The sequence below is a fragment of the Pseudomonas paraeruginosa genome (assembly GCF_003025345.2).
Lineage (GTDB): Bacteria > Pseudomonadota > Gammaproteobacteria > Pseudomonadales > Pseudomonadaceae > Pseudomonas > Pseudomonas paraeruginosa.
Genome location: NZ_CP020560.1, coordinates 1,821,385 through 1,844,232 on the forward strand (window position 1 = coordinate 1,821,385; position 22,848 = coordinate 1,844,232).

23 protein-coding genes are annotated in these 22,848 nt (G+C 66.6%); 11 read left to right on the forward strand and 12 right to left on the reverse strand.

Annotated elements, in window-relative coordinates; translation table 11 throughout:
* Window positions 1–22 precede the first annotated feature (22 nt).
* Window positions 23–1,081: an ABC transporter substrate-binding protein gene (locus B7D75_RS08740; protein WP_107113925.1), complete on the reverse strand. Its 1,059-nt coding sequence runs from the start codon at window positions 1,079–1,081 to the stop codon at window positions 23–25.
* Between the two features lie 363 nt (window positions 1,082–1,444).
* Between B7D75_RS08740 and B7D75_RS08745 the strand changes: the two genes are divergently transcribed.
* Window positions 1,445–2,161 (forward strand): UTRA domain-containing protein, encoded by a 717-nt coding sequence (locus B7D75_RS08745; protein ID WP_107113926.1) that lies wholly within the window; start codon window positions 1,445–1,447, stop codon window positions 2,159–2,161.
* A 65-nt stretch (window positions 2,162–2,226) separates the two neighbouring features.
* Entirely contained in the window at window positions 2,227–2,778 is a 552-nt protein-coding gene (locus B7D75_RS08750) for a GNAT family N-acetyltransferase (protein ID WP_034082057.1), read from the forward strand.
* 42 nt (window positions 2,779–2,820) lie between these two features.
* Here B7D75_RS08750 and B7D75_RS08755 read toward each other — a convergent pair whose 3' ends face one another.
* From B7D75_RS08755 to minC, 5 genes are all read right to left on the reverse strand, one after another.
* Complete coding sequence (locus B7D75_RS08755; RefSeq protein WP_003150358.1) at window positions 2,821–4,110, reverse strand: M18 family aminopeptidase; 1,290 nt, start codon at window positions 4,108–4,110, stop codon at window positions 2,821–2,823.
* A 171-nt stretch (window positions 4,111–4,281) separates the two neighbouring features.
* Window positions 4,282–4,917: an RluA family pseudouridine synthase gene (locus B7D75_RS08760; RefSeq protein ID WP_012074969.1), complete on the reverse strand. Its 636-nt coding sequence runs from the start codon at window positions 4,915–4,917 to the stop codon at window positions 4,282–4,284.
* Between the two features lie 103 nt (window positions 4,918–5,020).
* Window positions 5,021–5,275, reverse strand: a complete 255-nt coding sequence (gene minE / locus B7D75_RS08765) for a cell division topological specificity factor MinE (RefSeq protein ID WP_003091581.1) — start codon at window positions 5,273–5,275, stop codon at window positions 5,021–5,023.
* Complete coding sequence (gene minD, locus B7D75_RS08770) at window positions 5,272–6,087, reverse strand: septum site-determining protein MinD (protein WP_003150362.1); 816 nt, start codon at window positions 6,085–6,087, stop codon at window positions 5,272–5,274. Before minD ends, minE begins: the two co-directional genes overlap by 4 nt.
* Window positions 6,088–6,148: 61 nt before the next feature.
* Window positions 6,149–6,940: a septum site-determining protein MinC gene (gene minC, locus B7D75_RS08775; protein WP_012074970.1), complete on the reverse strand. Its 792-nt coding sequence runs from the start codon at window positions 6,938–6,940 to the stop codon at window positions 6,149–6,151.
* Between the two features lie 159 nt (window positions 6,941–7,099).
* Between minC and B7D75_RS08780 the strand changes: the two genes are divergently transcribed.
* The gene (locus B7D75_RS08780) at window positions 7,100–8,038 is read left to right on the forward strand and encodes a lipid A biosynthesis lauroyl acyltransferase (RefSeq protein ID WP_012074971.1); all 939 of its coding nucleotides are present in this window, start codon (window positions 7,100–7,102) and stop codon (window positions 8,036–8,038) included.
* Window positions 8,039–8,105: 67 nt separating this feature from the next.
* Entirely contained in the window at window positions 8,106–9,275 is a 1,170-nt protein-coding gene (locus tag B7D75_RS08785; RefSeq protein ID WP_012074972.1) for a patatin-like phospholipase family protein, read from the forward strand.
* A 177-nt stretch (window positions 9,276–9,452) separates the two neighbouring features.
* Here the strand turns inward: B7D75_RS08785 and B7D75_RS08790 are convergent, their stop codons facing one another.
* The 4 genes from B7D75_RS08790 to B7D75_RS08805 all read right to left on the reverse strand — a co-directional run bounded on the left by B7D75_RS08790 (window position 9,453) and on the right by B7D75_RS08805 (window position 13,002).
* Window positions 9,453–10,310 carry a pirin family protein gene (locus B7D75_RS08790; protein ID WP_058174376.1) on the reverse strand — a complete coding sequence of 286 codons (858 nt, stop codon included), beginning with the start codon at window positions 10,308–10,310 and terminating at the stop codon, window positions 9,453–9,455.
* A gap of 139 nt (window positions 10,311–10,449) precedes the next feature.
* The gene (locus B7D75_RS08795; RefSeq protein ID WP_012074973.1) at window positions 10,450–11,262 is read right to left on the reverse strand and encodes an MlaA family lipoprotein; all 813 of its coding nucleotides are present in this window, start codon (window positions 11,260–11,262) and stop codon (window positions 10,450–10,452) included.
* A gap of 3 nt (window positions 11,263–11,265) precedes the next feature.
* The gene (locus tag B7D75_RS08800) at window positions 11,266–12,627 is read right to left on the reverse strand and encodes an alpha/beta fold hydrolase family protein (protein ID WP_003157070.1); all 1,362 of its coding nucleotides are present in this window, start codon (window positions 12,625–12,627) and stop codon (window positions 11,266–11,268) included.
* Window positions 12,628–12,777: 150 nt separating this feature from the next.
* Complete coding sequence (locus tag B7D75_RS08805) at window positions 12,778–13,002, reverse strand: DUF2061 domain-containing protein (RefSeq protein WP_003157072.1); 225 nt, start codon at window positions 13,000–13,002, stop codon at window positions 12,778–12,780.
* Window positions 13,003–13,295: 293 nt separating this feature from the next.
* Between B7D75_RS08805 and B7D75_RS08810 the strand changes: the two genes are divergently transcribed.
* The 7 genes from B7D75_RS08810 to B7D75_RS08840 all read left to right on the forward strand — a co-directional run bounded on the left by B7D75_RS08810 (window position 13,296) and on the right by B7D75_RS08840 (window position 20,404).
* On the forward strand, window positions 13,296–14,153 hold the full coding sequence (locus B7D75_RS08810) for a glycine betaine ABC transporter substrate-binding protein (protein ID WP_041025308.1): 858 nt from the start codon (window positions 13,296–13,298) through the stop codon (window positions 14,151–14,153).
* Window positions 14,154–14,370: 217 nt separating this feature from the next.
* Complete coding sequence (locus B7D75_RS08815) at window positions 14,371–14,682, forward strand: DUF485 domain-containing protein (protein WP_012074976.1); 312 nt, start codon at window positions 14,371–14,373, stop codon at window positions 14,680–14,682.
* A complete protein-coding gene (locus tag B7D75_RS08820) occupies window positions 14,679–16,334 on the forward strand; it encodes a cation acetate symporter (RefSeq protein ID WP_053816929.1) in 1,656 nt (551 codons plus the stop codon). The genes B7D75_RS08815 and B7D75_RS08820 overlap by 4 nt, the downstream gene beginning before the upstream one ends.
* Before the next feature lie 89 nt (window positions 16,335–16,423).
* Window positions 16,424–18,223: a DUF294 nucleotidyltransferase-like domain-containing protein gene (locus B7D75_RS08825; RefSeq protein WP_107113927.1), complete on the forward strand. Its 1,800-nt coding sequence runs from the start codon at window positions 16,424–16,426 to the stop codon at window positions 18,221–18,223.
* Window positions 18,220–18,846, forward strand: coding sequence for a 3'-5' exonuclease (locus B7D75_RS08830; RefSeq protein WP_012074979.1), 627 nt, complete (start codon window positions 18,220–18,222; stop codon window positions 18,844–18,846). The genes B7D75_RS08825 and B7D75_RS08830 overlap by 4 nt, the downstream gene beginning before the upstream one ends.
* Before the next feature lie 112 nt (window positions 18,847–18,958).
* Window positions 18,959–19,117, forward strand: coding sequence for a DUF3309 family protein (locus B7D75_RS08835; protein WP_003109182.1), 159 nt, complete (start codon window positions 18,959–18,961; stop codon window positions 19,115–19,117).
* A 162-nt stretch (window positions 19,118–19,279) separates the two neighbouring features.
* Complete coding sequence (locus tag B7D75_RS08840) at window positions 19,280–20,404, forward strand: GNAT family N-acetyltransferase (RefSeq protein ID WP_003156558.1); 1,125 nt, start codon at window positions 19,280–19,282, stop codon at window positions 20,402–20,404.
* Between the two features lie 33 nt (window positions 20,405–20,437).
* Here the strand turns inward: B7D75_RS08840 and B7D75_RS08845 are convergent, their stop codons facing one another.
* Both B7D75_RS08845 and B7D75_RS08850 read right to left on the reverse strand, forming a co-directional pair.
* Complete coding sequence (locus B7D75_RS08845) at window positions 20,438–20,704, reverse strand: DUF2790 domain-containing protein (RefSeq protein ID WP_003156559.1); 267 nt, start codon at window positions 20,702–20,704, stop codon at window positions 20,438–20,440.
* Window positions 20,705–20,986: 282 nt separating this feature from the next.
* Window positions 20,987–22,819, reverse strand: a complete 1,833-nt coding sequence (locus tag B7D75_RS08850) for an ABC transporter ATP-binding protein (RefSeq protein WP_034082071.1) — start codon at window positions 22,817–22,819, stop codon at window positions 20,987–20,989.
* Between the last annotated feature and the right edge of the window lie 29 nt (window positions 22,820–22,848).

The window sequence follows — 22,848 nt, forward strand, 5'->3', positions numbered from 1 at the left end:
GCGAGGGCGGCCGCGCTCCGCGTCACTGCATGTTGATGATCACCGCTTCCTGCCACTGCCGCGGCAGGCGCTTGGAGGTTTCCTCCCAGGCCTTGGCGTCCTTGATCGGCTGGGCCTTGGCGTACTGCTCGTTGGGCAGCAGCCGGGCCTTCACGTCGTCCGGCAGGGTCAGGCTCTCGGCGCGGATCGGGCGCGCGTTGCCCTTGGCCAGGTTGATCTGCCCGGCGTCGCTGAAGATGTACTCGCGGGCGAGCTTGGCGGCGTTCGGATGCTTGGCGTACTTGTTGATGATGGTGGTGTAGCCGGAGATCACCGAGCCGTCCGAGGGGATCAGCACCTCGAAGCGCTCCGGGTCGATCTGCTGGCGGTAGCTGAGGCCGTTGAAGTCCCAGACGATGCCGACCTCGACTTCGCCCTTTTCCAGGGTGGCGATCACCGGGTTGGTCAACGACAGGCGGCCCTGCCTGGCGAGCTTGCCGAAGAACTCCAGGCCCGGCCCGATGTTCTTCTCGTCGCCGCCGTTGGCGATGGCCGCGGCGAGCACCCCATTGACCGCCTGGGCGGCAGCGCCGACGTCGCCGATGGTGACCTTGTACTTGCCCTGCAGCAGGTCCGCCCAGCTGTGCGGCACGTCCTTCACCAGTTGCTTGTTGACGATGAAGGCGATGGTCCCGGTGTAGGCGAGCGCCCAGTGGCCGTCCTGGTCCTTGGCCCAGGCCGGGATCTGTTCCCAGGTGCTCGGCTTGTATGGCTGGCTGACGCCCTGTTGCACGGCGATGGGACCGAAGGCGGCGCCGACGTCGCCGATGTCGGCGCTGGCGTTGTCCTTCTCGGCCTTGAACTTGGCCAGTTCCTGGGCCGAGCTCATGTCGGTGTCCATATGCTTGAGCCCGTACTTGCTCTCAAGATCCCTCCAGGTGTCCTTCCAGTTCGCCCAGCTGTCGGGCATGCCGACGCTGTTGACCTGGCCTTCCTTGCGGGCGGCCTGTTCCAGGGCCTGTAGGTCGGCCTCGGTGGCCAGCGCCAGGCCGCTGCCGAGGGCGATGGCGGTTCCCAGCAGTGAAGCAAGCATGCGTTTCATTCGGTGCTCCTTCGTTCGAGAGATTCGGGCCGGCAGTCTCGGAGTTCTCGTCGCTCCGTGCGGGCAGGCCTGCCGTGGGTGTGGTCTAGATCAGCAAGACCCAGGCCAATCTAGAACCGCTGGATGACGGTTTCATGTCAGCTAGCCGCGCCCGGTATCGCCGCGGCTTGCATCCGCAGAAGCGTAGACCATGCTTAAAGCCCCGGTTCCATGGGGGCGGAAGGGTGCCGGAAGGAGGTGTTGACATGTGTCTGTCACGTCCCGGTCATCTGTGTTTCCTAGCATCGGACGAGCCGGACGCATGGCGCTGGCCGGCGTCGGCGCCCCGCGATGGGGCTGGACTAGACCAAAAGGAAGCAGTGCATGCGTGACGAAGCGCTACCCACCGTAACGGCGATCTGCCGGGCGCTCAGCGAGCAGATCGGCCATGGTCTGCTGCCGGCGGGTGGCAAGCTGCCGGCCGAGCGCAAGCTCAGCGAGCTGTTCGCGACGACCCGGATCACCCTGCGCGAGGCGCTGATCCAGCTGGAGTCGCAGGGCCTGATCTATCGCGAGGAACGCCGCGGCTGGTTCGTCTCCCCCGAGCGGCTGGCCTACAACCCGCTGGTACGCAGCCACTTCCACGCGATGGTCAGCGAACAGGGGCGGGTGCCGGCCACCGAGGTGCTCTCGGCCCGGCAGATGCCGGCGAGCGCGGCGGTCTGCGAGCTGCTGGAGCTGCCGGCGCTGTCCAGCGTCTACCAGATCCGCCGGGCGCGGCGGGTGGACGGGCGGCTGGTGCTGTACGTCGAACACTACCTGAACGCGCAGTACTTCCCCGGTATCCTCGGCCACGACCTGACCCGCTCGCTGACCGAGCTCTATGCCAGCGAGTACGGTATCCACTATGGGCGGGTGCGTTTCGACATGGTGCCCACAGCGCTGCATGCCGAGGCCGCGGCGCCGCTGAAGGTGGCCGTGGGCAGCCCGGCCCTGCGCATCAGCCGGATCAACCGTGACCAGCATGGTCGGCTGATCGACTGCGACCTGGAGTTCTGGCGCCACGATGCCATCCATATCAGCGTCGAGGTACCGCAGTAACGCCACGCGTCGACGACCTGCGGCGTCTTCTGCGAGGATGGGGCACCGGGAAAAGGAGCCCTCGCATGTTCATACTGCCGATTTCGTCCGACCTGCATCTGGAGCTGCTCGACCAGCCGCGCGCGGAGGAACTGTTCCGCCTGGTGCGTGCCAACAGCGAGCACCTGGCGCCCTGGATGCCGTGGGTGCCGCTGACGCAGAGCGCGGACGATACCCGCCGTTTCATTGGCGAAGGCCAGCGGTTGTGGGCGGAGCGCAGGAGCTGCCGCTGCGGGATCGTCGAATCCGGATGCCTGGTCGGCGTCATCGACCTGCACGACTTCACCGAGGACAGCCGCAGCGCCAGCATAGGCTACTGGCTGGCGGCGTCCGCACAAGGACGCGGGCTGCTCGCCAGCGCGCTGGGGAAGACGATCGAACTCGGTTTCCTTGGCTACGACCGGCAGCGCCTGGTGATCCGCTGTTCCACCGAGAACCTGCGCAGCCAGCGCGCCGCCGAGCGCCAGGGCTTCCGGCGCGACGGAGTGATCCGGGCCAACGAGATCATCGCCGGGCGTGCCCATGACCATGCGATCTACACGCTGTTGCGCAGCGAATGGCGCGCTGCACACGCCTGAGTGGCCCCGGACGAATGCCCGGGGCGTGGACGTGGCTGGCGGTCAGGGCAGCTCGCTGCTGGCGTAGAAGGCGCCGAGCACCTTGACCAGGTGAGCCAGGTCGTGGCTGCCGGCGAGCTCGCGGATCGAGTGCATGGCGAAGGTCGGCAGGCCGATGTCGACGGTGCGCACGCCGACCTGGCTGGCGGTGATCGGGCCGATGGTCGAGCCGCAGCCCATGTCGCTGCGGGTCACGAAGCTCTGCACCGGCACTTCGCTGTCCTGGCAGAGGTGGCGGAAGAAGCCGGCGGTTTCGCTGTTGGTGGCGTAGCGCTGGTTGCTGTTGATCTTGATCACCGGGCCGCCATTCAACGCCGGGCCGTGGTTGGCGTCGTGCCTGTCGGCATAGTTCGGGTGTACGCCGTGGGCGTTGTCGGCCGAGACCAGCAACGAGCGCTGGATTGCCCGGCTGAAGGCGTCGCCTTCCGGCAGCAGGCGGCGCAGCACCTGCTCGAGGAACGGACCATCGGCGCCGCAATGCGAACAGGAACCGACCTCTTCGTGATCGGTGCAGACCAGGATGCAGTTCTCGTCGCCCTCGGCGTTGAGCAGGGCTTCCAGGCCGGCATGGCAGGACAGCAGGTTGTCCAGGCGCGCCCCGGCGATGAATTCGTCGTTGAGACCGATCACCGCGGCGGACTGGGTGTCGTAGAACGACAGCTCGTAGTCCAGCACCACGTCGGCGGTGATGCCGTGCTCGCGCAGCAGCTGTTCGTCGAGCAGCAGGCGGAAGTCGGCGGCCTCGCCCGGCGCCAGCTGGGCGATGATCGGCGGCAGTTCGTTCTGCGCGTTGATCGGCCAGCCTTCGTTGGCGGCGCGGTTGAGGTGGATGGCCAGGTTGGGGATCACCGCGATCGCCTTGCGGAAGTCGACCAGGCGGCTTTCCAGCTTGCCGTTGGCGCGGAAGGTCACCCGGCCGGCCAGCGACAGGTCGCGGTCGAACCAGGGGGCGAAGAGGGCGCCACCGTAGACTTCGACGCCGAGCTGGAGGAAGCCGTTGCGGGCGATCTCCGGGTTCGGCTTGACCCGCAGGCAGGGGCTGTCGGTGTGCGCGCCGACCAGGCGGAAGCCGCTTTCCAGCGGCGAGCGGCGACCGAGGCGGATGGCGATCAGCGAGGAGTCGTTGCGGGTCACGTAGTAGCGCCCGCCGGCCTCGGTGTGCCAGGCATCGCGCTCGTCGAGGCGACGGTAGCCGGCGGCCTCCAGGCGGCGGGCGAGGCTGGCGGTGGCGTGGAAAGGCGTGGGCGAGGCCTTGAGGAAATCGATCAGGCCCTGGTTGAGTTCTGCGCGCATAGGGGCTCCGGACGGCAATCCATGCAGTCTATCGTATTGTCCGACGGGGTTCAGGTCGTTGGCGGCGGGGCCGGCCAGGAAAAGCGGAAGTTGGTCGTTGTATGGCAAAGCGGGTCCCGGAAATCGGCGGGCGCTGCCCGGCCAAAGCCGGGTGGGCGTCGCGTGGAGGGCTCAGAACGGTGCCGCTGACTCGAAGCGCAGGCGTTCGCCGCTCCGCGGATGGGTCAGGCACAGCAGGCTGGCGTGCAGGCACAGGCGGTCGTGGGCGGCCAGCGCCTCGGGGTTGGCGTAGAGGCGGTCGCCGAGCAGCGGATGGCCGATGGAGAGCATGTGCACGCGCAACTGGTGAGAGCGGCCGGTGATCGGCGTCAGCTCGACCCGGCTCCAGCGCTCGTGGCGCTCCAGCACGCGCCAGAAGGTCAGGGCGTGGCGGCCGTGCTCGAAGTCCACCACGTGGCGCGGCTTGGTCGGCGGGTCGTAGCGCAGCGGCAGCTCGATGCGTCCGCTGTCCAGCTCCGGCAGTCCCCAGCAGAGGGCGGTATAGGCCTTCTCCGTCTCGCGGTCGTGGAACTGGCGGGACAGCTCGCGGTGGCTGTCGGCGTCACGGGCGAGCACCATCAGGCCGGAGGTTTCCCAGTCCAGGCGATGCACGATGCGGGCCTCGGGGTAGCCGTTTTCCTGCAGGCGGGTAACCAGGCAATCCTTGTTGTCGTCGGCGCGGCCGGGTACCGACAGCAGCAGGGTGGGTTTGTCGACCACCAGCAGGGCGTCATCCTGGTGAACGATGCGGATCTGGGACAGCGGCATAGCGAACGGGCTCATCGCCGGGAGGCGGCAGGGGACCTGGCGGGCAGGCCCGGTGAAACGACTGCGGCGGCCAGTGGCCGCCGCAGTATGGACCCCACGCGAATCAACGATCCGGCAGGGTGATGTTGAGTTCCAGGATCGAGCAGTTGCCCTGGTTCTCCAGTTCGACCTGGATCTGCTCCTGGTCGATCGGCACGTACTTGCGGATCACTTCCAGCAGGTCTTTCTGCAGCTGGGGCAGATAATCCGGCTGCGCGCGCTGGCCACGTTCGTGGGCAACGATGATCTGCAGTCGTTCTTTCGCGATGGAAGCGCTGTTCTGCGATTTCCGGCTGCGAAAGAAGTCTAAAAGGCTCATTCACGTCCTCCGAACAGTCTTTGCAGGAATCCTTTCTTCTGCACATCGAGGAATCGATGCGGTATTTCCTTGCCGAGCAGGCGGTCGACGGCGTCGCTGTACGCCTGGCCGGCGTCGCTCTGCTCGTCGAGGATCACCGGCACGCCCTGGTTGGACGCCTTGAGCACGGCCTGGGATTCCGGGATCACCCCGAGCAGGCGGATGGCGAGGATCTCCTCGACGTCGTCGACGCCGAGCATCTCGCCCTTGGTGACGCGCTCGGGGTTGTAGCGGGTCAGCAGCAGGTGTTCCTTGATCGCCTCCTCGCCCTTCTCGGCGCGCTGCGACTTGCTCGCCAGCAGGCCGAGCATGCGGTCGGAGTCGCGCACCGAGGAAACCTCCGGGTTGGTCACGACGATCGCCTCGTCGGCGAAGTACATGGCCAGGTGGGCGCCTTTCTCGATGCCCGCCGGGGAGTCGCAGATGATGTATTCGAAGTCCTTGCGCAGTTCGGCCATGACTTTCTCGACGCCTTCCTTGGTCAGGGCGTCCTTGTCACGGGTCTGGCTGGCGGCCAGGACATGCAGGTTTTCGAGGCGCTTGTCCTTGATCAGGGCCTGGGTGAGGGTGGCCTCGCCGTTGACGACGTTGACGAAGTCGTACACCACGCGGCGTTCGCAGCCCATGATCAGGTCGAGGTTGCGCAGGCCGACGTCGAAGTCGACGATGACGGTCTTGAAACCGCGCAAGGCCAGGCCGGTGCCGATCGCTGCGCTGGTGGTGGTTTTACCGACGCCACCCTTACCGGAAGTGACTACGAGAATTTTGGCCAAGGTGATTCACCCCAATGAAAAACGTAAGAATTCTGGTCCCTGAAAGTGGCGGCAGTATCCGTTAAAGGCGGGTGATGTTCAACACGTCACCCGACAGGCTGACGTGCACCGCCTTGCCCCACTGCGGGCTGCGTCGCAGGTCCTCCGCGACCTTGTAGTTACCGGCGATGGAGACCAGTTCGGCGGCCAGTTGCTGGCAGAAGATCCGTGCCGTGGCATCGCCTTTGACACCGGCCAGCGCGCGTCCGCGCATCGGGCCGTACACATGGATGTTGCCGTCGGCGAGAAGTTCCGCGCCGGGACTCACCGCGGCCAGCACGATCAGGTCACCGCCGGCGGCATAGATCTGCATGCCGCCGCGTACCGGGGTCTTCACCACCTTGGTCGGACGGCTGGCGGGTTCGGCGGGCTTCTCTTCCGGCTTGGCCGGCTCGGGCCTGGGTTCCCCGGCGCTCGGCCGGACCTCTTCGGCGGGCTTGCGCGGGGCGCTGTCCTTGATGTCCAGCGGCCGTTCGCGGGCGCCGGACGGCGGCAGCACCGGCAGGTCGAGGGCCTGGGCGGCGGCGATGTCTTCCTCGCGTCCGGCGCGGATCGCCAGGGTGCGCAGGCCATGGCGGCGGCAGACTTCGAGGAGCGCCGGCAGGTCCAGGCGGCCTTCGCCCTCGGGCAACTTGTCGAGGGCCATGACCAGGGGGGTATCGCGGAAGAAGTTCGGCGCCTGCGCCACCTTGTCGGCGAGTTGCCGCTCGAGCCTCGCCAGGTCGTTGTGCGCCAGTTCGAGGATGGTCACCGCGAGCATGCTGCCCTTGAGCTGGAATACGGGGTCTTGATCGAGGAGGTCGGCTTGGCTCATGGGGCTTGTCGGTCGTTGAATTGCAGGGACTTATAACGAGAACACCGGATGCCCGCAAGCGTGGCAGATAGCCGGGCCGGCGTCGATCGGCGACGCGGCGTCCCGCCGGGGCGGCGGGCAGGGTAGAATGGCGGGCTTTGATCGTCGCCGGAACCGTCCATGGATCGCCCCCGTTTCTCCACCGCCTTCCTCCATCCCCGCTACTGGCCGCTCTGGCTCGGCCTGGGGCTGCTCTGGCTGGTGGTGCAGTTGCCGTATCCCGTCCTGCTGGCGCTCGGCCGCGGCCTGGGGGCGCTGATGTACCGCTTGGTCGGCTCGCGCCGGGAAATCGCCGCGCGCAATCTCGAACTGTGCTTTCCGGAAAAGTCGCCGGCCGAGCGCGAGCGCTTGCTGAAGGAGAACTTCGCCTCCAGCGGCATCGCCTTCTTCGAGATGGCCATGAGCTGGTGGTGGCCGAAGGCGCGCCTGGCGCGCCTGGCCCATATAGAAGGCCTGGAACACCTGCGCGAGGCCCAGGCGAAGGGCGAGGGGGTGATCCTCATGGCCCTGCATTTCACCACACTGGAGATCGGCGCGGCGCTGCTCGGCCAGGTGCACACCATCGACGGCATGTACCGCGAGCATGGCAACCCGGTGTTCGACTACGTCCAGCGTCGTGGCCGCGAGCGGCACAACCTCGACGCCACCGCCATCGAGCGCGAGGACGTGCGCGCCATGCTCAAGGTGCTGCGCGCCGGCCGGGCCATCTGGTATGCGCCGGACCAGGACTACGGCGCCAAGCAGAGCCTGTTCGTGCCGCTGTTCGGCATCCCGGCGGCCACCGTCACCGCCACCACCAAGTTCGCCCGCCTGGGCCGGGCGCGGGTGTTGCCGTTCACCCAGAGCCGCCTGGCCGACGGCAGTGGCTACCGGCTGACCATCCACCCGCCGCTGGAGGACTTCCCCGGCGAGAGCGAGGAAGCCGATTGCCTGCGGATCAACCAGTGGGTCGAGCGTTGCGTGCGCCAGCAGCCCGAGCAGTACCTGTGGGCGCACCGGCGTTTCAAGACCCGCCCGCAAGGCGAAGCCAGGCTCTATCCGAAACGGCGCAAGCGCTGAGGACGGGCATTCCGGACGTGCGCGGGGTCTGGCTATACTCGCCGCAGTTCATGACGGAAGCCCCGCTGTGTCCGATCCCCTTGCCCCACGTCCGCCGCTCACCGGCCTGATCCTTTCCGGCGGCGGCGCCCGCGCGGCCTACCAGGTCGGCGTCCTGGCCGCCATCGCCGACCTGCTGCCGGACAGCGCCGGCAATCCCTTCCCGGTCATCGTCGGTACCTCCGCCGGCGCCATCAACGCCGTTGGCCTGGCTTGCGGCGCCCTGCAATTCCGCCAGGCGATCCAGCGCCTGACCGCGGTCTGGCAAGGCTTCCGCACCGATCATGTCTATCGCAGCGACTGGCCGGGCGTGACCCGCCAGGCCGCGCGCTTCCTCGGCCACAGCCTGCTCGGCCTGGGTCGGCGGGTGCCGGTGGCGCTGCTGGACAACCGTCCGTTGCACGAACTGCTGGCGCGCGAACTGGATTTCTCCGGGATCCACGCGGCGGTACGCCAGCGCCAGTTGCGCGCGGTGGCGGTGACCGCGTTCGGCTATGACTCGGGACAGGCGGTGACCTTCTACCAGGGGCGAGCGACCATCGATCCCTGGATACGCCATCGGCGCCTGGGCATTCCCACCCGTCTCGAACTTCGGCATCTGCTGGCCAGCGCGGCGATCCCGCTGCTGTTCCCGCCGGTGCGGATCAACCGCGAATACTTCGGTGACGGCGCGGTGCGTTCCCAGGCGCCGATCAGTCCGGCGTTGCACCTGGGGGCCTCGCGGGTGCTGGTGATCGGCGTCAGCGGCAACCCGGCCACCGGCGGCGACAGTGCCATGACCGGCCTGCCACCCTCCGATCGACCGCCGAGCCTGGCGCAGATCGGCACGCACCTGCTGAACAGCACCTTCATCGATAGCCTGGAAGGCGATATCGAGCAGTTGCAGCGCATGAACCAGATCGGCCATCTGGTCGGGCCCGAGGTGCGCCACCAGGTGGGCGGGCTGGAGCCGGTGGAGGTATTGCTGGTCTCGCCGAGCCGTCCTCTGGACGAGATCGCCGCGCGGCACTACCGGGAGCTGTCGCGGGTACTGCGGCTTTTCCTGCGTGGTCCCGGCGCGACCCGTGCCAGTGGGGCGGGGGTATTGAGCTACCTGTTGTTCGAGCGCGGCTATTGCAGCGAACTGATCGAACTCGGCTACCACGATGCGATGGGCAAGCGGGCGGAACTGGAGCGCTTCCTGCGGATCGAGCGGTAAACCCGCTCGATTGCCCTGGGCGGGTGAACGGCGCGCTGTCCCAGACGTCACCGCGAGGATGCTGCGGATAACCGCCAGGCAGCTAGGCGCCCTGGGTATCTGGGTGTCTGGGTATCTGGGTATCTGGGGGCGGCGGCAGGTGGGAAAAGCCGCCCCGGAGGGCGGCTCGCGCAAGGCTCAGACGGCCAGGACACCGTCGCGGTAGTCGCGCAGCGCCTGCTCGATCTCCTCGCGGCTGTTCATCACGAACGGGCCGTACTGGACGATCGGTTCGCGCAGCGGCTTGCCGGCGAGGACCAGCACGCGGGCGCCGGTGTCGCTGCGCAGGCTCAGCTCGCCTTGCTCGGAGAGGCGCGCCAGGCGGTTGGTGGCGACTTCCACCGGCCGTTCGCCTTCCACCGTCAGGCTGCCTTCGTAGACGTACAGCAGCACGCGGTGGCCATCCGGCAGGCGCGGGGCGATACGGCCGCCGGCGGGCAGCTGCAGGTCGTAGTAGTGCGGCTCGGTGTCCGGCCGCTCGACGGCGCCGGCCTGTTGCAATTGTCCGTCGTCGAAGCGCCCGGCGATCACGGTGACCTTCACCCCGCCGGCGGTTTCCAGGCGCGGCACGTCTTCCGGCTCGATATCGCGATAGCCGGCCGGGGCCAGCTTGTTCTTCGCCGGCAGGTTGACCCACAGCTGGAAGCCGCGCATCGCACCTTCCACCTGCTCCGGCATCTCGCTGTGGATGATGCCGTGGGCGGCGGTCATCCACTGCACGCCGCCGGGCTTGAGCAGGCCGCGATTGCCGAGGTGGTCCTCGTGGCGCATGCGCCCTTCGAGCATATAGGTCACGGTCTCGAAGCCGCGGTGCGGGTGCGAGGGGAAGCCGGCGACATAGTCGTCCGGGTTCTGCGTATCGAACTGGTCGAGCATCAGGAACGGATCGAAGCGTTCCGGGGACGGACCGCCGATCACGCGGGTCAGGCGGACGCCGGCGCCATCGGAGGCGGGGTGGCCGGTATGCAGTTCGAGGACATCACGGTAGTGGGTCATGGGGACCTCCTGGTTCGTGTATGGCTCGATGATAGTCCTCTTTAGTCGATATATGGTTGCGAGTTTTATGTGATTCCCATCGATTAATTGGATGGTTAGAGATAAAAGAAACCGCCGCACGGGGCGGCGGTTCTTCGTCTCACTCGGCGATCTGCAGCTTGCGCGCCTCGGTATAGATGTAGCGCAGTTTCTCGTACTCGAACGGCGAGTTCATCTGGCCGTAGCGGAAGCTGGTGTTGTAGCGCTTGTCCACCACGCGCAGGGCGGTGATCTCCGGATGGTCGCCGCTGGCCTGCGGCACGTTGAGGTAGTTCACCTGGTACTCGCCGACGTAGTCCACCACCAGCCCGCCGGTGTCGCGCAGGTTGGACGGGCCGAGGATCGGCAGCATCAGGTAGGGACCGCTGCCCACCCCGTAGTAGCCGAGGGTCTGGCCGAAGTCCTCGCTGCGCTTGTGCAGCCCCATCCTGGTCGCCGGATCCCACAGGCCGAGCACGCCGAAGGTGGTGTTGAACAGCAGGCGCGCGGTGGTTTCCATCGCTGCCTTGCCCTTCAGCTGGGCGAGATTGTTCAGCAGGTTGGGCACGTCGCCCAGGTTGTCGAAGAAATTGCTCACGCCGCTGCGGACGAAGTGCGGGGTCACGTATTCATAGCCACGCACCACCGGCAGGAACACCCACTCGTCGAAGCGGTAGTTGAAGTGGTAGACCCGGCGGTTCCAGGATTCCCAGGGGTCGTACATGTTCAGCGCGTCGAGGGTGGCGCGCTCGAACTCGCGCTGGTCGAGGCCGGGGTTGAACTTGAGCTGGTCCAGCGGACGGCTGAAGCCGTCGCCGTCGAGTTGGCGCGGCGGCAGTTCGACCGGCGCGGTCGGGGTGTCGGCGGCGTTGGCCTGAGCGCTGGCGGCGCCGGTCAGCAGCAGGGCGAACATCCAGTGTGCGGTACGGGTCATCGATCAGTTTCCTGCCTGCTGGGTGGGCGTCGCGCTGGCGACCTGGGTCTGTCCGGCGGCGGGCGTGGCGAAGAAGTTCAGCATGTCCTGCGCGTTGACCTTGTAGTTGAGGTTGCCGCAATGGCCGCCATAGGGGTAGACGGTCAGGCGTTCGCCGAAGGTGCGGCGGAGGAAGCCGAGGTCGCCAGGACCGAGGATGACGTCGTCGGCGTTGTGCATCACGGCGATCTTCGGGCTGTCATGCAGGTAGTCCTGCAGTTTGTACAGGCTGACCTGGTTGACCAGTTGGGTCAGGCTGCCGCCATCGTAGCGGGCCCGCCACATGGGGATCAGCTGTTCGGTCATGTAGCACTCGAAGTCGCATTGCAGGGCGCGCTTGAAGAACGGCTCCAGGCTGGTGCCCTCGTTGATCGGGTAGTTCGGCGGAGTGATCAGGCCGCGCCGGTTGACCAGGTCCGAGGTGAAGGCGATGTCGGCGGCGGAGAAGCGGAACGAGGTGCCGATCAGCATCGCCATCTCCTCGTTGCTCAGGCGCTGCTTCGACTGCTGGAAGTCGTAGAGCATGGCGTCGTTGATGTCGACGTAGCCCTTCTGTCGGAAATAGCGGGTCAGCTTGCCCAGCACCACCTCGTAGAAGGTACGCGAGTCGGTGATGCCCTTGACCTGGGTTTCCACCAGCTTGTCCAGGTTGCTTACCGAGGTGTAGAGGTTCACTGGCGGATTGAGCAGCAGGACTTTCTTGAAATTGAAGCTCTGCCGGCTTTCGTCGAGGTGGCTGACGAAGGCCGCGTTGAGCGCGCCGAGGCTGTAGCCGGTGAGGTAATAGTCGGTCACCGGGAGGTCGCGTTGCTGTGCGCGCACCGCCTGCATCACCCGGTACAGGTCGTCGGCGTCGTCGCTGGAAAAGCCCGGGGTGGCGAAGCGCGAGGCGCCGGCCATGAAGTCCCAGCTGGTCGGCGAGGACAGCTGCACCACGTGGTAGCCGGCCTGGTAGAAGAGTTTCTTCAGGTATTCCGGGAAGCTGCTGGCATAGTGTGCGCCGGTCCCGGCGATGATGAAGATCAGCGGCGCCGCGTGGTCCTGGCGGGCCAGGCGGTAGCGCAGCTTCTTCACCGGCCAGAAGTTGTCCGGCAGGGCGAATTCGCGCTCCGGGCGCAACTTCAGGCTGTAATCCTTCTGGTCGATGTCCTCGCTGTGCGGCAGCTCGGGACGCAGCTCCGGCGGCGTGGTGGCGATGGTCGCCTCGAACGGGTTGGTCAGCGGGTAGCCGTAGCTGGCGGCATCCACGTCCCGGGCCTGCGCCAGGCTGGCGCAACCGAGGGCGAGGCCGCCGAGCAGGGCAGCGAAACGGAGGAAGTGGGGCATCGAGGAGGTCCCTTCGAGGGAAAAAGTACTGAGTGAATATACTGCCGTTATGACAACTGCAAGCCTCACTAGTGCAGTGGGTTATTGCAGCCGGCGATTCAATCGGGCTTTTCCCCGCTTCCGTGCCCCTCCAGCGCAGCCGTCGCCGGTTCAGGCGTGGCGGTGCAGCCAGCCGTGGGCGGTGCTGGTCGGGCGCGCCGCGCCGTCCTTCTCGAAGCGTTTCCAGATCTTCTCGTGGAAGTAGAAACCGACCGAGTTGCACAGCGGCTCGACCGCCGCCACCAGTCCGCCGACCGCGACGCTGCCGGTCAGCGCATAGGCCACGCTGAAGGCGATCATGAAGTGCATGACGGTGAAGGTCAGGGTCTTGAGCATGGTGGCTCTCCTTTAACGAGAATCATTCCTCTTTGTCGCAAAGACTATCCGGGCGCCCGGCCTGGCGGAAATCGCTCTGTCCAATCGGGGGCATAGAGCGGCTCCATCGCACCAGCCCGGCGCACGCCGGCAGCGGCCCCAGGCGCAGTATGGGAGATGTCGCTATCGGGTGCGCTGGACGTCGTTCTCAGAGCAGTCCGGTGGCCGGGCGCGCCGATGATGGACGGCGGCACCGCAGAGTGCCGCGACCGTCGGGGAGCGTCCCCGGCGGCATAGAACAAGGGGTACGTCTGATGCGAATGATGCGACGACTGTTGTGCTGGAGTGCGGGCCTGGCAATGTCGGCGGCGGTGGGGATGGCGGCCGCGGCGGACAAGCCGGTGATCACCATCGGTTACGTGGACGGCTGGTCGGACAGCGTGGCGACCACCCATGTGGCCGCCGAGGTGATCCGCGAGAAGCTCGGCTACGAGGTGAAGCTGATGCCGGTGGCGGCGGGGATCATGTGGCAGGGAGTGGCGCGCGGCAAGCTCGACGCCATGCTCTCGGCCTGGCTGCCGGGCACCCACGGCGCCTACTACGAGAAGATGAAGGACAAGGTGGTCAACCTGGCCATCAACTACCCGGACGCACGCATCGGCCTGATCGTCCCGGAATACGTGAATGCCGGCAGCATCGCCGACCTCCAGGCGCAGAAGGACGCTTTCGGCGGCCGCGTGGTGGGCATCGACGCCGGCGCCGGGGTGATGATCAAGACCGACGAGGCGATCAAGCAATACGGCCTCGACTACAAGCTGGTGGCCAGTTCCGGCAGCGGCATGATCGCCGAGCTGACCCGTGCCGAGAACGAGAAGAAGCCGGTGGTGGTGACCGGCTGGATCCCGCACTGGATGTTCGCCAAGTGGAAACTGAAATTCCTCGATGATCCGAAGAAGGTCTACGGTGACACCGAGCACGTCGACACCGTCGCCAACCCGGCGCTCGAGGCCAAGGCCAGGCCGGTCTGGGAGTTCCTGAAGAAGTTCGGCTGGAAGGACGGCAACGAGGTCGGCCGGGTGATGCTGGCGATCCAGGAGGGCGCCAAGCCCGAGGATGCGGCGAAGCAGTGGGTGGCGGCCAATCCGCAACGGGTCGGGGAGTGGCTGCCGTAGCGGCCGGATCGTTTCGAAAAAACGCCGCGCCCGGGTTCCCGGGCGCGCGTTCGTTTTCTCTCGCAGGCAACCTGCGAAAATCGCCGGAGGGCCCGGGAATACCGGTCTAGAGCGGCTGGCGAAACGCTACGACTAAAGTCGTCTGGAGTGCTTGCACCAGCGTCCTACAGTGGTTACCGACGACATTCCGCGTCACCCCGCTGTGAGGATAAAAACAATGAACGACAGCATCTACCAGCGGATTGATACCAATCCGCGCTTCAAGGAGTTGGTGGCCAAGCGAGAGCGATTCGCCTGGATACTTTCTTCGATCATGCTTGGCCTCTACGTGATATTCATCCTGCTGATCGCTTTCCAGCCGCAGCTGCTGGGCGCGCGTATCAGTCCCGATTCGTCCGTGACCTGGGGCATCCCGATGGGTGTCGGACTGATCGTCGCCGCGTTCATCCTGACCGGCCTGTACGTGCGTCGCGCCAACGGCGAATTCGACAGCCTGAACCAGGAAATCCTCAAGGAGGCGCAGCAATGATCGCCCGTCTCCTCGCCGCGCTCGGTCTCGCCGCCTTCGCTCCGCTCCTCTGGGCCGACGCGCTGACCGGCGACGTGCAGCGCCAGCCGCTGAACGTCTCGGCCATCGTCATGTTCGTCGCCTTCGTCGGCGCGACCCTTTGCATCACCTACTGGGCTTCCAAGCGCAATCGCTCGGCGGCCGACTACTACGCCGCCGGCGGCCGCATCACCGGCTTCCAGAACGGCCTGGCGATCGCCGGCGACTACATGTCCGCGGCTTCCTTCCTGGGCATTTCCGCGCTGGTCTTCACCTCCGGCTACGACGGTCTGATCTATTCGATCGGCTTCCTGGTCGGCTGGCCGATCATCCTCTTCCTGATCGCCGAACGCCTGCGCAACCTGGGCAAGTACACCTTCGCCGACGTCGCTTCCTACCGCCTCAAGCAGAAGCAGATCCGCACCCTCTCGGCCTGCGGCTCGCTGGTGGTGGTGGCCTTCTACCTGATCGCGCAGATGGTCGGCGCCGGCAAGCTGATCGAGCTGCTGTTCGGCCTCAACTACCATGTCGCGGTGGTTCTGGTGGGTATCCTGATGGTGCTCTACGTGCTGTTCGGCGGCATGCTGGCGACCACCTGGGTGCAGATCATCAAGGCCGTGCTGCTGCTCTCCGGCGCCTCGTTCATGGCGATCATGGTGCTCAAGCACGTCAACTTCGACATCAGCACGCTGTTCTCCGAAGCGATCAAGGTGCATCCGAAGGGCGAGGCGATCATGAGCCCGGGCGGCCTGGTCAAGGACCCGATCTCGGCGTTCTCCCTGGGCTTCGCGCTGATGTTCGGCACCGCCGGCCTGCCGCACATCCTGATGCGCTTCTTCACCGTCAGCGACGCCAAGGAAGCGCGCAAGAGCGTGTTCTACGCCACCGGCTTCATCGGCTACTTCTACATCCTGACCTTCATCATCGGCTTCGGCGCGATCCTGCTGGTCAGCACCAACCCGGACTTCAAGGACGCCACCGGCGCCCTGATCGGCGGCAACAACATGGCGGCGGTGCACCTGGCCGACGCGGTGGGCGGCAGCCTGTTCCTCGGCTTCATCTCGGCGGTGGCCTTCGCCACCATCCTCGCGGTGGTCGCCGGGCTGACCCTGGCCGGCGCCTCGGCCGTCTCCCACGACCTCTACGCCAGCGTGTTCAAGGCCGGCAAGGCCAACGAGAAGGACGAACTGCGGGTCTCGAAGATGACCACCGTGGCCCTGGGCGTGGTCGCCATCGTGCTCGGCATCCTGTTCGAGAAGCAGAACATCGCCTTCATGGTCGGCCTGGCCTTCTCCATTGCCGCCAGCTGCAATTTCCCGGTGCTGCTGCTCTCCATGTACTGGAAGAAGCTGACCACCCGCGGCGCCATGATCGGCGGCTGGATGGGGCTGGTCACCGCGGTTGGTCTGATGGTCCTCGGCCCGACCATCTGGGTGCAGATCCTCGGCCACGAGAAAGCCATCTACCCGTACGAGTACCCGGCGCTGTTCTCGATGATCGTCGCCTTCGTCGGTATCTGGTTCTTCTCCATCACCGACAAGTCGGCGGCGGCCGACGAGGAGCGCGCGCGCTTCTTCCCGCAGTTCATCCGTTCCCAGACCGGCCTGGGCGCCTCTGGCGCGGTGGCCCACTAAGCGCTACGTGAAGGCGTAGCCCGAGGCGGCGGCCGGATTTCCGGTCCGCCGCCTTTCGTTTAAGCGTCCCGGCCATAGCGAGATGAGCCATGCCTGACAGTTTCAACTTCGCCTCGCCCCCCTTCGACCAGTTGCGCGCCCATGAGCGCGAAGCCCTCAAGCAGGCCCTCAGCGTGGGCTACTACGCGCCGGGAGAGGTCCTGCTCGAAGCGGGCTCGTCGGTCCCCGGGCTGTTCGTGCTGCTCAAGGGCGTGGTCGAGGAGCGCGGTGACGACGGACGGGTATTCGCCCAGTACGCCGCGGAAGACCTGTTCGACGTCCGTGGGCTGTTCTCCGGCAGCAGCAAGCATCGCTACCTGGCGATCGAGGAAAGCATCGTCTACGAGTTGCCGGCCAGCTGTTTCCACCAGTTGTGCGGGGAGAACCCGGCTTTCGCCCGCTTCTTCCAGGCCGACCTGGCGGCCAAGCGCCAGTTGGCCCGGCGCGACGGACAGAACCTCGCCGAGTTCATCCTCACCCGGATCGCCCGCGAGCACCTGCTGCCGGCCCTGGAGGTGGAGGCCTCGCTGTCCCTCGGCGATGCCGCGCGCCTGCAGTTGAGTCATGGCGCCGATGCCCTGCTGGTGCGGCTGGAGAGGGACGGAACCGAGCTCGGCATCGTCACCCGCACCGACCTGATGAGCGCGCATTTCCGCGATGGTCGCAGCGAGCAGGAATCCATCGGGCCGCTGGCCCATGGCCCGCTGGCCAGCGTCGAGCTGGGTGACTTCCTGTTCGACGCGATGATCCTGATGACCCGCCAGCGCATCGAACGGGTCGCGGTCACCGAGGACGGCCAGGTGATCGGGCTGCTGCACCTGACCCAGGTGCTCAGCCTGTTCTCCACCCATTCCCACGTGCTCGCGCTGCGCATTGCCCGCGCCGACGACCTCGACGACCTGCGCCGCTGTGCGGAAACCCTGGATACCCTGATCGCCACCCTGGCCGGCAACGGCATTCGCCTGCGCTTCATCATGCAGCTGGTCAGTGCGCTCAACGAGCAGTTGCTCGAGCGGCTTTTCGAGCTGCTTCTGCCGCCGACCCTGCGCGGCCGCTGCTGCCTGCTGGTGATGGGCAGCGAAGGACGCGGCGAGCAGTTGCTGAAGACCGACCAGGACAATGCCCTGGTCCTGGCCGACGACCTGCCGCAGGAACAGGCCCTGGCCATGATGCAGCGCTTCAGCGCGGCCCTGCTGGAGTTCGGTTATCCGCCCTGTCCCGGCGGAGTGATGGCCAGCCGGCCGGACTGGTGCAAGTCGCTCTCCGCCTGGCGTTCGGAACTGCGCATGACGTTGCTGGAGGGCAAGCCGGAGCAGCTGTTGCGTCTGTCGATCCTGGCCGACGCCTGGCCGGTGGCCGGCAACCCGCAGCTTTTCGAACCCCTGCGCCGCGAACTGCGCGCTTTCGTCGACGGCGGCGAGCGCTGGTTGGCGGACGTCGCCGCGGCGGCCCTGCAATTCGACACGCCGCTGACATTCCTCGGCCAGTTGAAGGTCCAGGATGCCCGCCTCGATCTCAAGCGTGGCGGGATCTTTCCCATCGTCCATGGCATCCGTACCCTGGCCCTGCGTGAAGGCCTGGAGGTGCGCGGCAGCCTGGCGCGGATCGCCGCGCTGAAGGCGCGCAAGCTGCTTGAGCCGCGCCTGGCGGATGACCTGGCCGAGTCCTTCGAACTGTTCCTGCAACTGCGCCTGACCCGCCAGTTGGCCGGCCAGCGCGACGGCCGCCAGCAGGGCCTGGATGTCAGCGGCATGAGCCGCCACGAGCGCGACATGCTGCGCTACGGCCTGCACGTGGTGAAGAAGTTCAAGCAGAGCCTGGCCCGCCAATTTCACCTGGAGACCCGATGAACAGCATGGTCAAGTTGCCCGACAGCCGCTGGCCGGGGTGGCGCCGCCGCCTGTACTGGTGGATGCACGAAGCGATCGAGGCGGAGGAAGTGATTTCCCTCGACCTCGAGACCACCAGCCTCGACCCGCGCCGCGCCGACATCCTCAGCATCGGCGCGGTGCTGGTGCGACGCGGCAAGCTGGTCCTGGGCGAGCGCCTGGAACTCTACGTCGAACCGCCGCCGAGCCTGGACGCCGAGTCGATCCGCATCCACAAGCTGCGCCGCGCCGACCTGGAGGGCCAGTTGCAATTGGACGAGGCCCTGCGCCGGCTGCTGGCATTCATCGGCGACCGGCCGTTGCTCGGCTACTACCTGTCGTTCGATATCGCGGTGCTCAACCGGCATTTGCGCCAGCGTTTCGACCTGCAGTTGCGCAACCCGACCATCGAGGTTTCCTCGCTTTACCACCGCAAGGTCAGCCGGCACTTCCCGGATGCCCACCTCGACCTGCGCTTCGATACCCTGGCGCGGGCCCTGGACGTCCCGGTCAGTGGCCGCCACACCGCCCTCGGCGACGCACAGGCGGTGGCGCTGATGTTCATGCGCCTGCTCAAGGGACCGGCGCCGAAGGTCATCCACTGAGAGGCCGGGGGGCTCGGATTTATTGAATCTTCGCGGTTCGGCCGGGGTCGAGAACTACAAGGGGACGGAATCTTCCGCCCCTTGCCCCATGAGCCGAACAGGAGCGACGCCCATGAGTCTCGGTACGATTCTTCTGATCATCCTGATCCTGCTGCTGATCGGCGGCCTGCCGGTCTTCCCCCACTCGCGCAACTGGGGCTACGGTCCCTCGGGGATCATCGGTGCATTGTTGGTGGTGCTGTTGGTCCTGTTGTTGCTGGGCATGATCTAGGGCCCGAAGAGGGCCAGATCGGGAATGCCGTCGCGGTTGTCCGCCCTGCGTGGAAAGTTCCAGCCTTCGCCTGGTGAAGGGCGGTTTCATCGCGGGGTCCGCCGGCATTTTTTTCCGTCGACCGGCTTCACTTGCCTGGCGTCTCGCGCCAGACTGGCGCGCATGCCGATCCAGACGCTTGCCGCCCTTGCCGATATCGACGCCGCCGAGTGGGACGCCTTGCTGCCTCCCGCCCAGCCGTTCCTGCGCCATGCTTTCCTCTCCGCGCTGGAAGACAGCCGCAGCGTCACGCCTGCCACCGGCTGGCGCCCGGCCCATCGCGTGCTGCGCGATACGCAGGGTCGCCTGCGGGCGGCGCTGCCGGCCTACGTGAAGGCGCATTCCTATGGTGAGTACGTGTTCGACTGGAGCTGGGCGGACGCCTGCCAGCGCGCCGGCATCCGCTATTACCCGAAGCTGCTGGTCGGCGTGCCGTTCACCCCGGTTGCCGGCGCGCGTCTGCTGGGCGGTGAAGAAGGCTTGCAGGCGTTGCTCGCGAGCCTCGGCGAGGAAGCCGAGGCCAGCGGATTGTCGGGCATCCATGTGAATTTCACCGATGCCCGCGCCGACGCGCTGCTGGCCGGGCGCGATGGCTGGCTGGAGCGCCTGGGCTGCCAGTACCACTGGCATAACCGTGGCTATCGGGACTTCCAGGACTTCCTCGACGCCCTCAGCTCGCGCAAGCGCAAGCAACTGCGCAAGGAGCGCGAGCAGGTCGGCGGCCAGGGCATCGAGTTCGAGTGGCGGGAGGGCGGCCAGTTGTCCGAGCTGGAATGGGACTTCGTCTATCTCTGTTACGCCAATACCTACCTGGTGCGCGACCGCGACCCCTACCTGAGCCGCGAATTCTTCGGCCTGCTCGCCGAGCGCATGCCGGAGGCGATCCGCGTGGTCTTCGCCCACCAGCATGGCAAGCCGGTGGCGATGGCCTTCAGCCTGGTCGCCGGGGACACCCTGTACGGGCGCTACTGGGGCTGTCTGGCCGAGTTCGACCGGCTGCACTTCGAGACCTGTTTCTACCAGGGCCTGGAGTTCGCCATCGGCGCCGGCCTGGCGCGCTTCGACGCCGGCGCCCAGGGCGAACACAAGCTGATCCGCGGTTTCGAGCCGGTACTGACGCGTTCCTGGCATTACCTGGCGCACCCCGGCCTGCGCGATGCCGTGGCGCAATTCCTCGCCCAGGAGCGGGCGGGGGTGCGTGCCTATGCCGAAGAGGCCCACGGCCTGTTGCCCTATCGCCAGGCCTGAGGGAGCGGCCGGGACGATAGGGCGTCGCGACGCTCAGCCGTTGCTGGTGCTACCGCCCCATTCGAGGAAGCGGATCTTGTGCAGCTCGCCGCTGTGGTCCTCGTAGACCACGGTCACCGGCACCACGCCGGTCCTGCTCGAATTGTCGGTACGGTGCAGGACGTTCTTCACGTCCAGCTGCATGCCGTAGTGGTATTCCTCGACCGGCAGGCCGCGGCCCGGGTCCTTGTCCACGTCCTGGGCGAAGGCCATGGGGGCGAGGCTGGTGATGACGGCGGACACGACAGAGGCAAGTTTCATTCTGTGATTCTCCGTAGCGATGGGGCGAAACCCCCGGTACCGAGCACTGGCATCCTTGGTCGTCCGTGGCCGACGCCAGGTGGACGGGGACGATGCTGCAGGCGTCGGGATCGAGCCGGGGCACGGGTTCGATAAGAACACCGTTTCGCTGGCGGAAAAAATCGAAGCGCGTGCTAGTCGAGATCGATGGCGGTGATGATTGTCGCGCGAACGCCCGTCGCAGAGCCTCTGGCGAGATCGGCAGGCCGGGCGGCGCTGGGGCCGCCGCCCGGTTTCCAGGCTTCAGTCGACGCCGACGAAACCGCCGGTCTGGTGCTGCCACAGGCGTGCATAGAGACCACCGTGGGCGAGCAGTTCGGCGTGCGTGCCGCTTTCGGCGATATGACCCTTGTCCAGCACCACCAGGCGGTCCATGCGGGCGATGGTCGACAGGCGGTGGGCGATGGCGATCACCGTCTTGCCTTCCATCAGGGTCTCCAGGCTTTCCTGGATCGCCGATTCCACTTCCGAGTCCAGCGCCGAGGTCGCCTCGTCGAGGATCAGGATCGGCGCGTCCTTGAGCAGTACCCGGGCGATGGCGATGCGCTGGCGCTGGCCGCCGGAGAGCTTCACGCCGCGCTCGCCGACGTGGGCGTCGAAGCCGCGGCGGCCCTCGGCGTCGCTGAGCAGCGGGATGAACTCGTCGGCGCGGGCCTTGCGCACCGCTTCCATGAGTTCCGCGTCGCTGGCGCCGGGGCGGCCGTAGAGCAGGTTGTCGCGGATCGAGCGGTGCAGCAGCGAGGTGTCCTGGGTGACCATGCCGATCTGCGCGCGCAGGCTTTCCTGGGTCACCCCGGCGATGTCCTGGCCATCGACCAGGATGCGCCCGCTCTCCAGGTCGTACAGGCGCAGCAGCAGGTTGACCAGGGTCGACTTGCCGGCGCCGGAGGGGCCGACCAGGCCGATCTTCTCGCCGGGGCGGACCTGCAGGTCGAGACCCTGGATCACGCCGCTGCCCTTGCCGTAGTGGAAGGCGATGTGCTCGAACGCCACTTCGCCGCGCTCGACCCGCAGCGGCCGGGCGTCCTCGCGGTCGACCACCTTGCGCGGCAGGGCGATGGTCTGCATGCCGTCCTGGACCTGGCCGATGTTCTCGAAGATGCCGCCGACCACCCACATGATCCAGCCGGACATATTGTTGATGCGGATCACCAGCCCGGTGGCCAGGGCGATGGCGCCCACCGAGATCAGCCCCTGGCTCCACAGCCACAGGGCCAGGCCGGTGGTCCCGGTGATCAGCACGCCGTTCATCAGCGTGATGGTGACGTCCATGGAGGTCACCACGCGCCCGGCGCGCTGCGACTTGAGGGTCTGGTCGTCGATCGCCTCGCGGGCGTAGTTCTCTTCCTGGCGGGTGTGGGCGAACAGCTTCAGGGTGGTGATGTTGGTATAGCCGTCGACGATCCGTCCCATCAGCTTCGAGCGCGAGTCCGAGGCCTCCACCGAGCGGCGCTTGACCTGCGGCACGAAGTAGGCGAGGGCGCCGACGTAGGCGATCACCCACAGTACCAGCGGGATCATCAGCCGCCAGTCGGCCTCGGCGAACAGCACCAGGGCGCTGACGGTATAGATCAGCACGTGCCAGAGCGCATCCACCACCTGCACCGCCGAGTCGCGCAGCGAGTTGCCGGTCTGCATGATGCGCTGGGCGATGCGTCCGGCGAAATCGTTCTGGAAGAAGCCGAGGCTCTGCTTGAGCACGTAGCGGTGGTTCTGCCAGCGGATCAGGTTGGTCATGCTTGGGTTGATGCTCTGGTGCACCAGCATGTCGTGCAGGGCGTTGAACAACGGACGCAGGACCAGCGCCACCACCGCCATCCAGATCAGCTCGTTGGCGTGTACGCGGAAGAACTCCGCGCTGGGCGTGCTCTGGGCGAGATCGACGATGCGGCCGAGGTAGCTGAACAGCGCCACCTCGATCAGCGCGACGACCAGGCCGACCACCAGCAGGGCCAGGAACACCGGCCAGACCTGGCGCAGGAAGTGGACATAGAAACGCAGCACCTCGCTGGGCGGCATACGCTCGGAAGCGCTGCGGAACGGGTCGATCAGACGTTCGAAACGACGATAAAGCATGATGGCTCTCTTCTGGAGCGGGCCCGTCC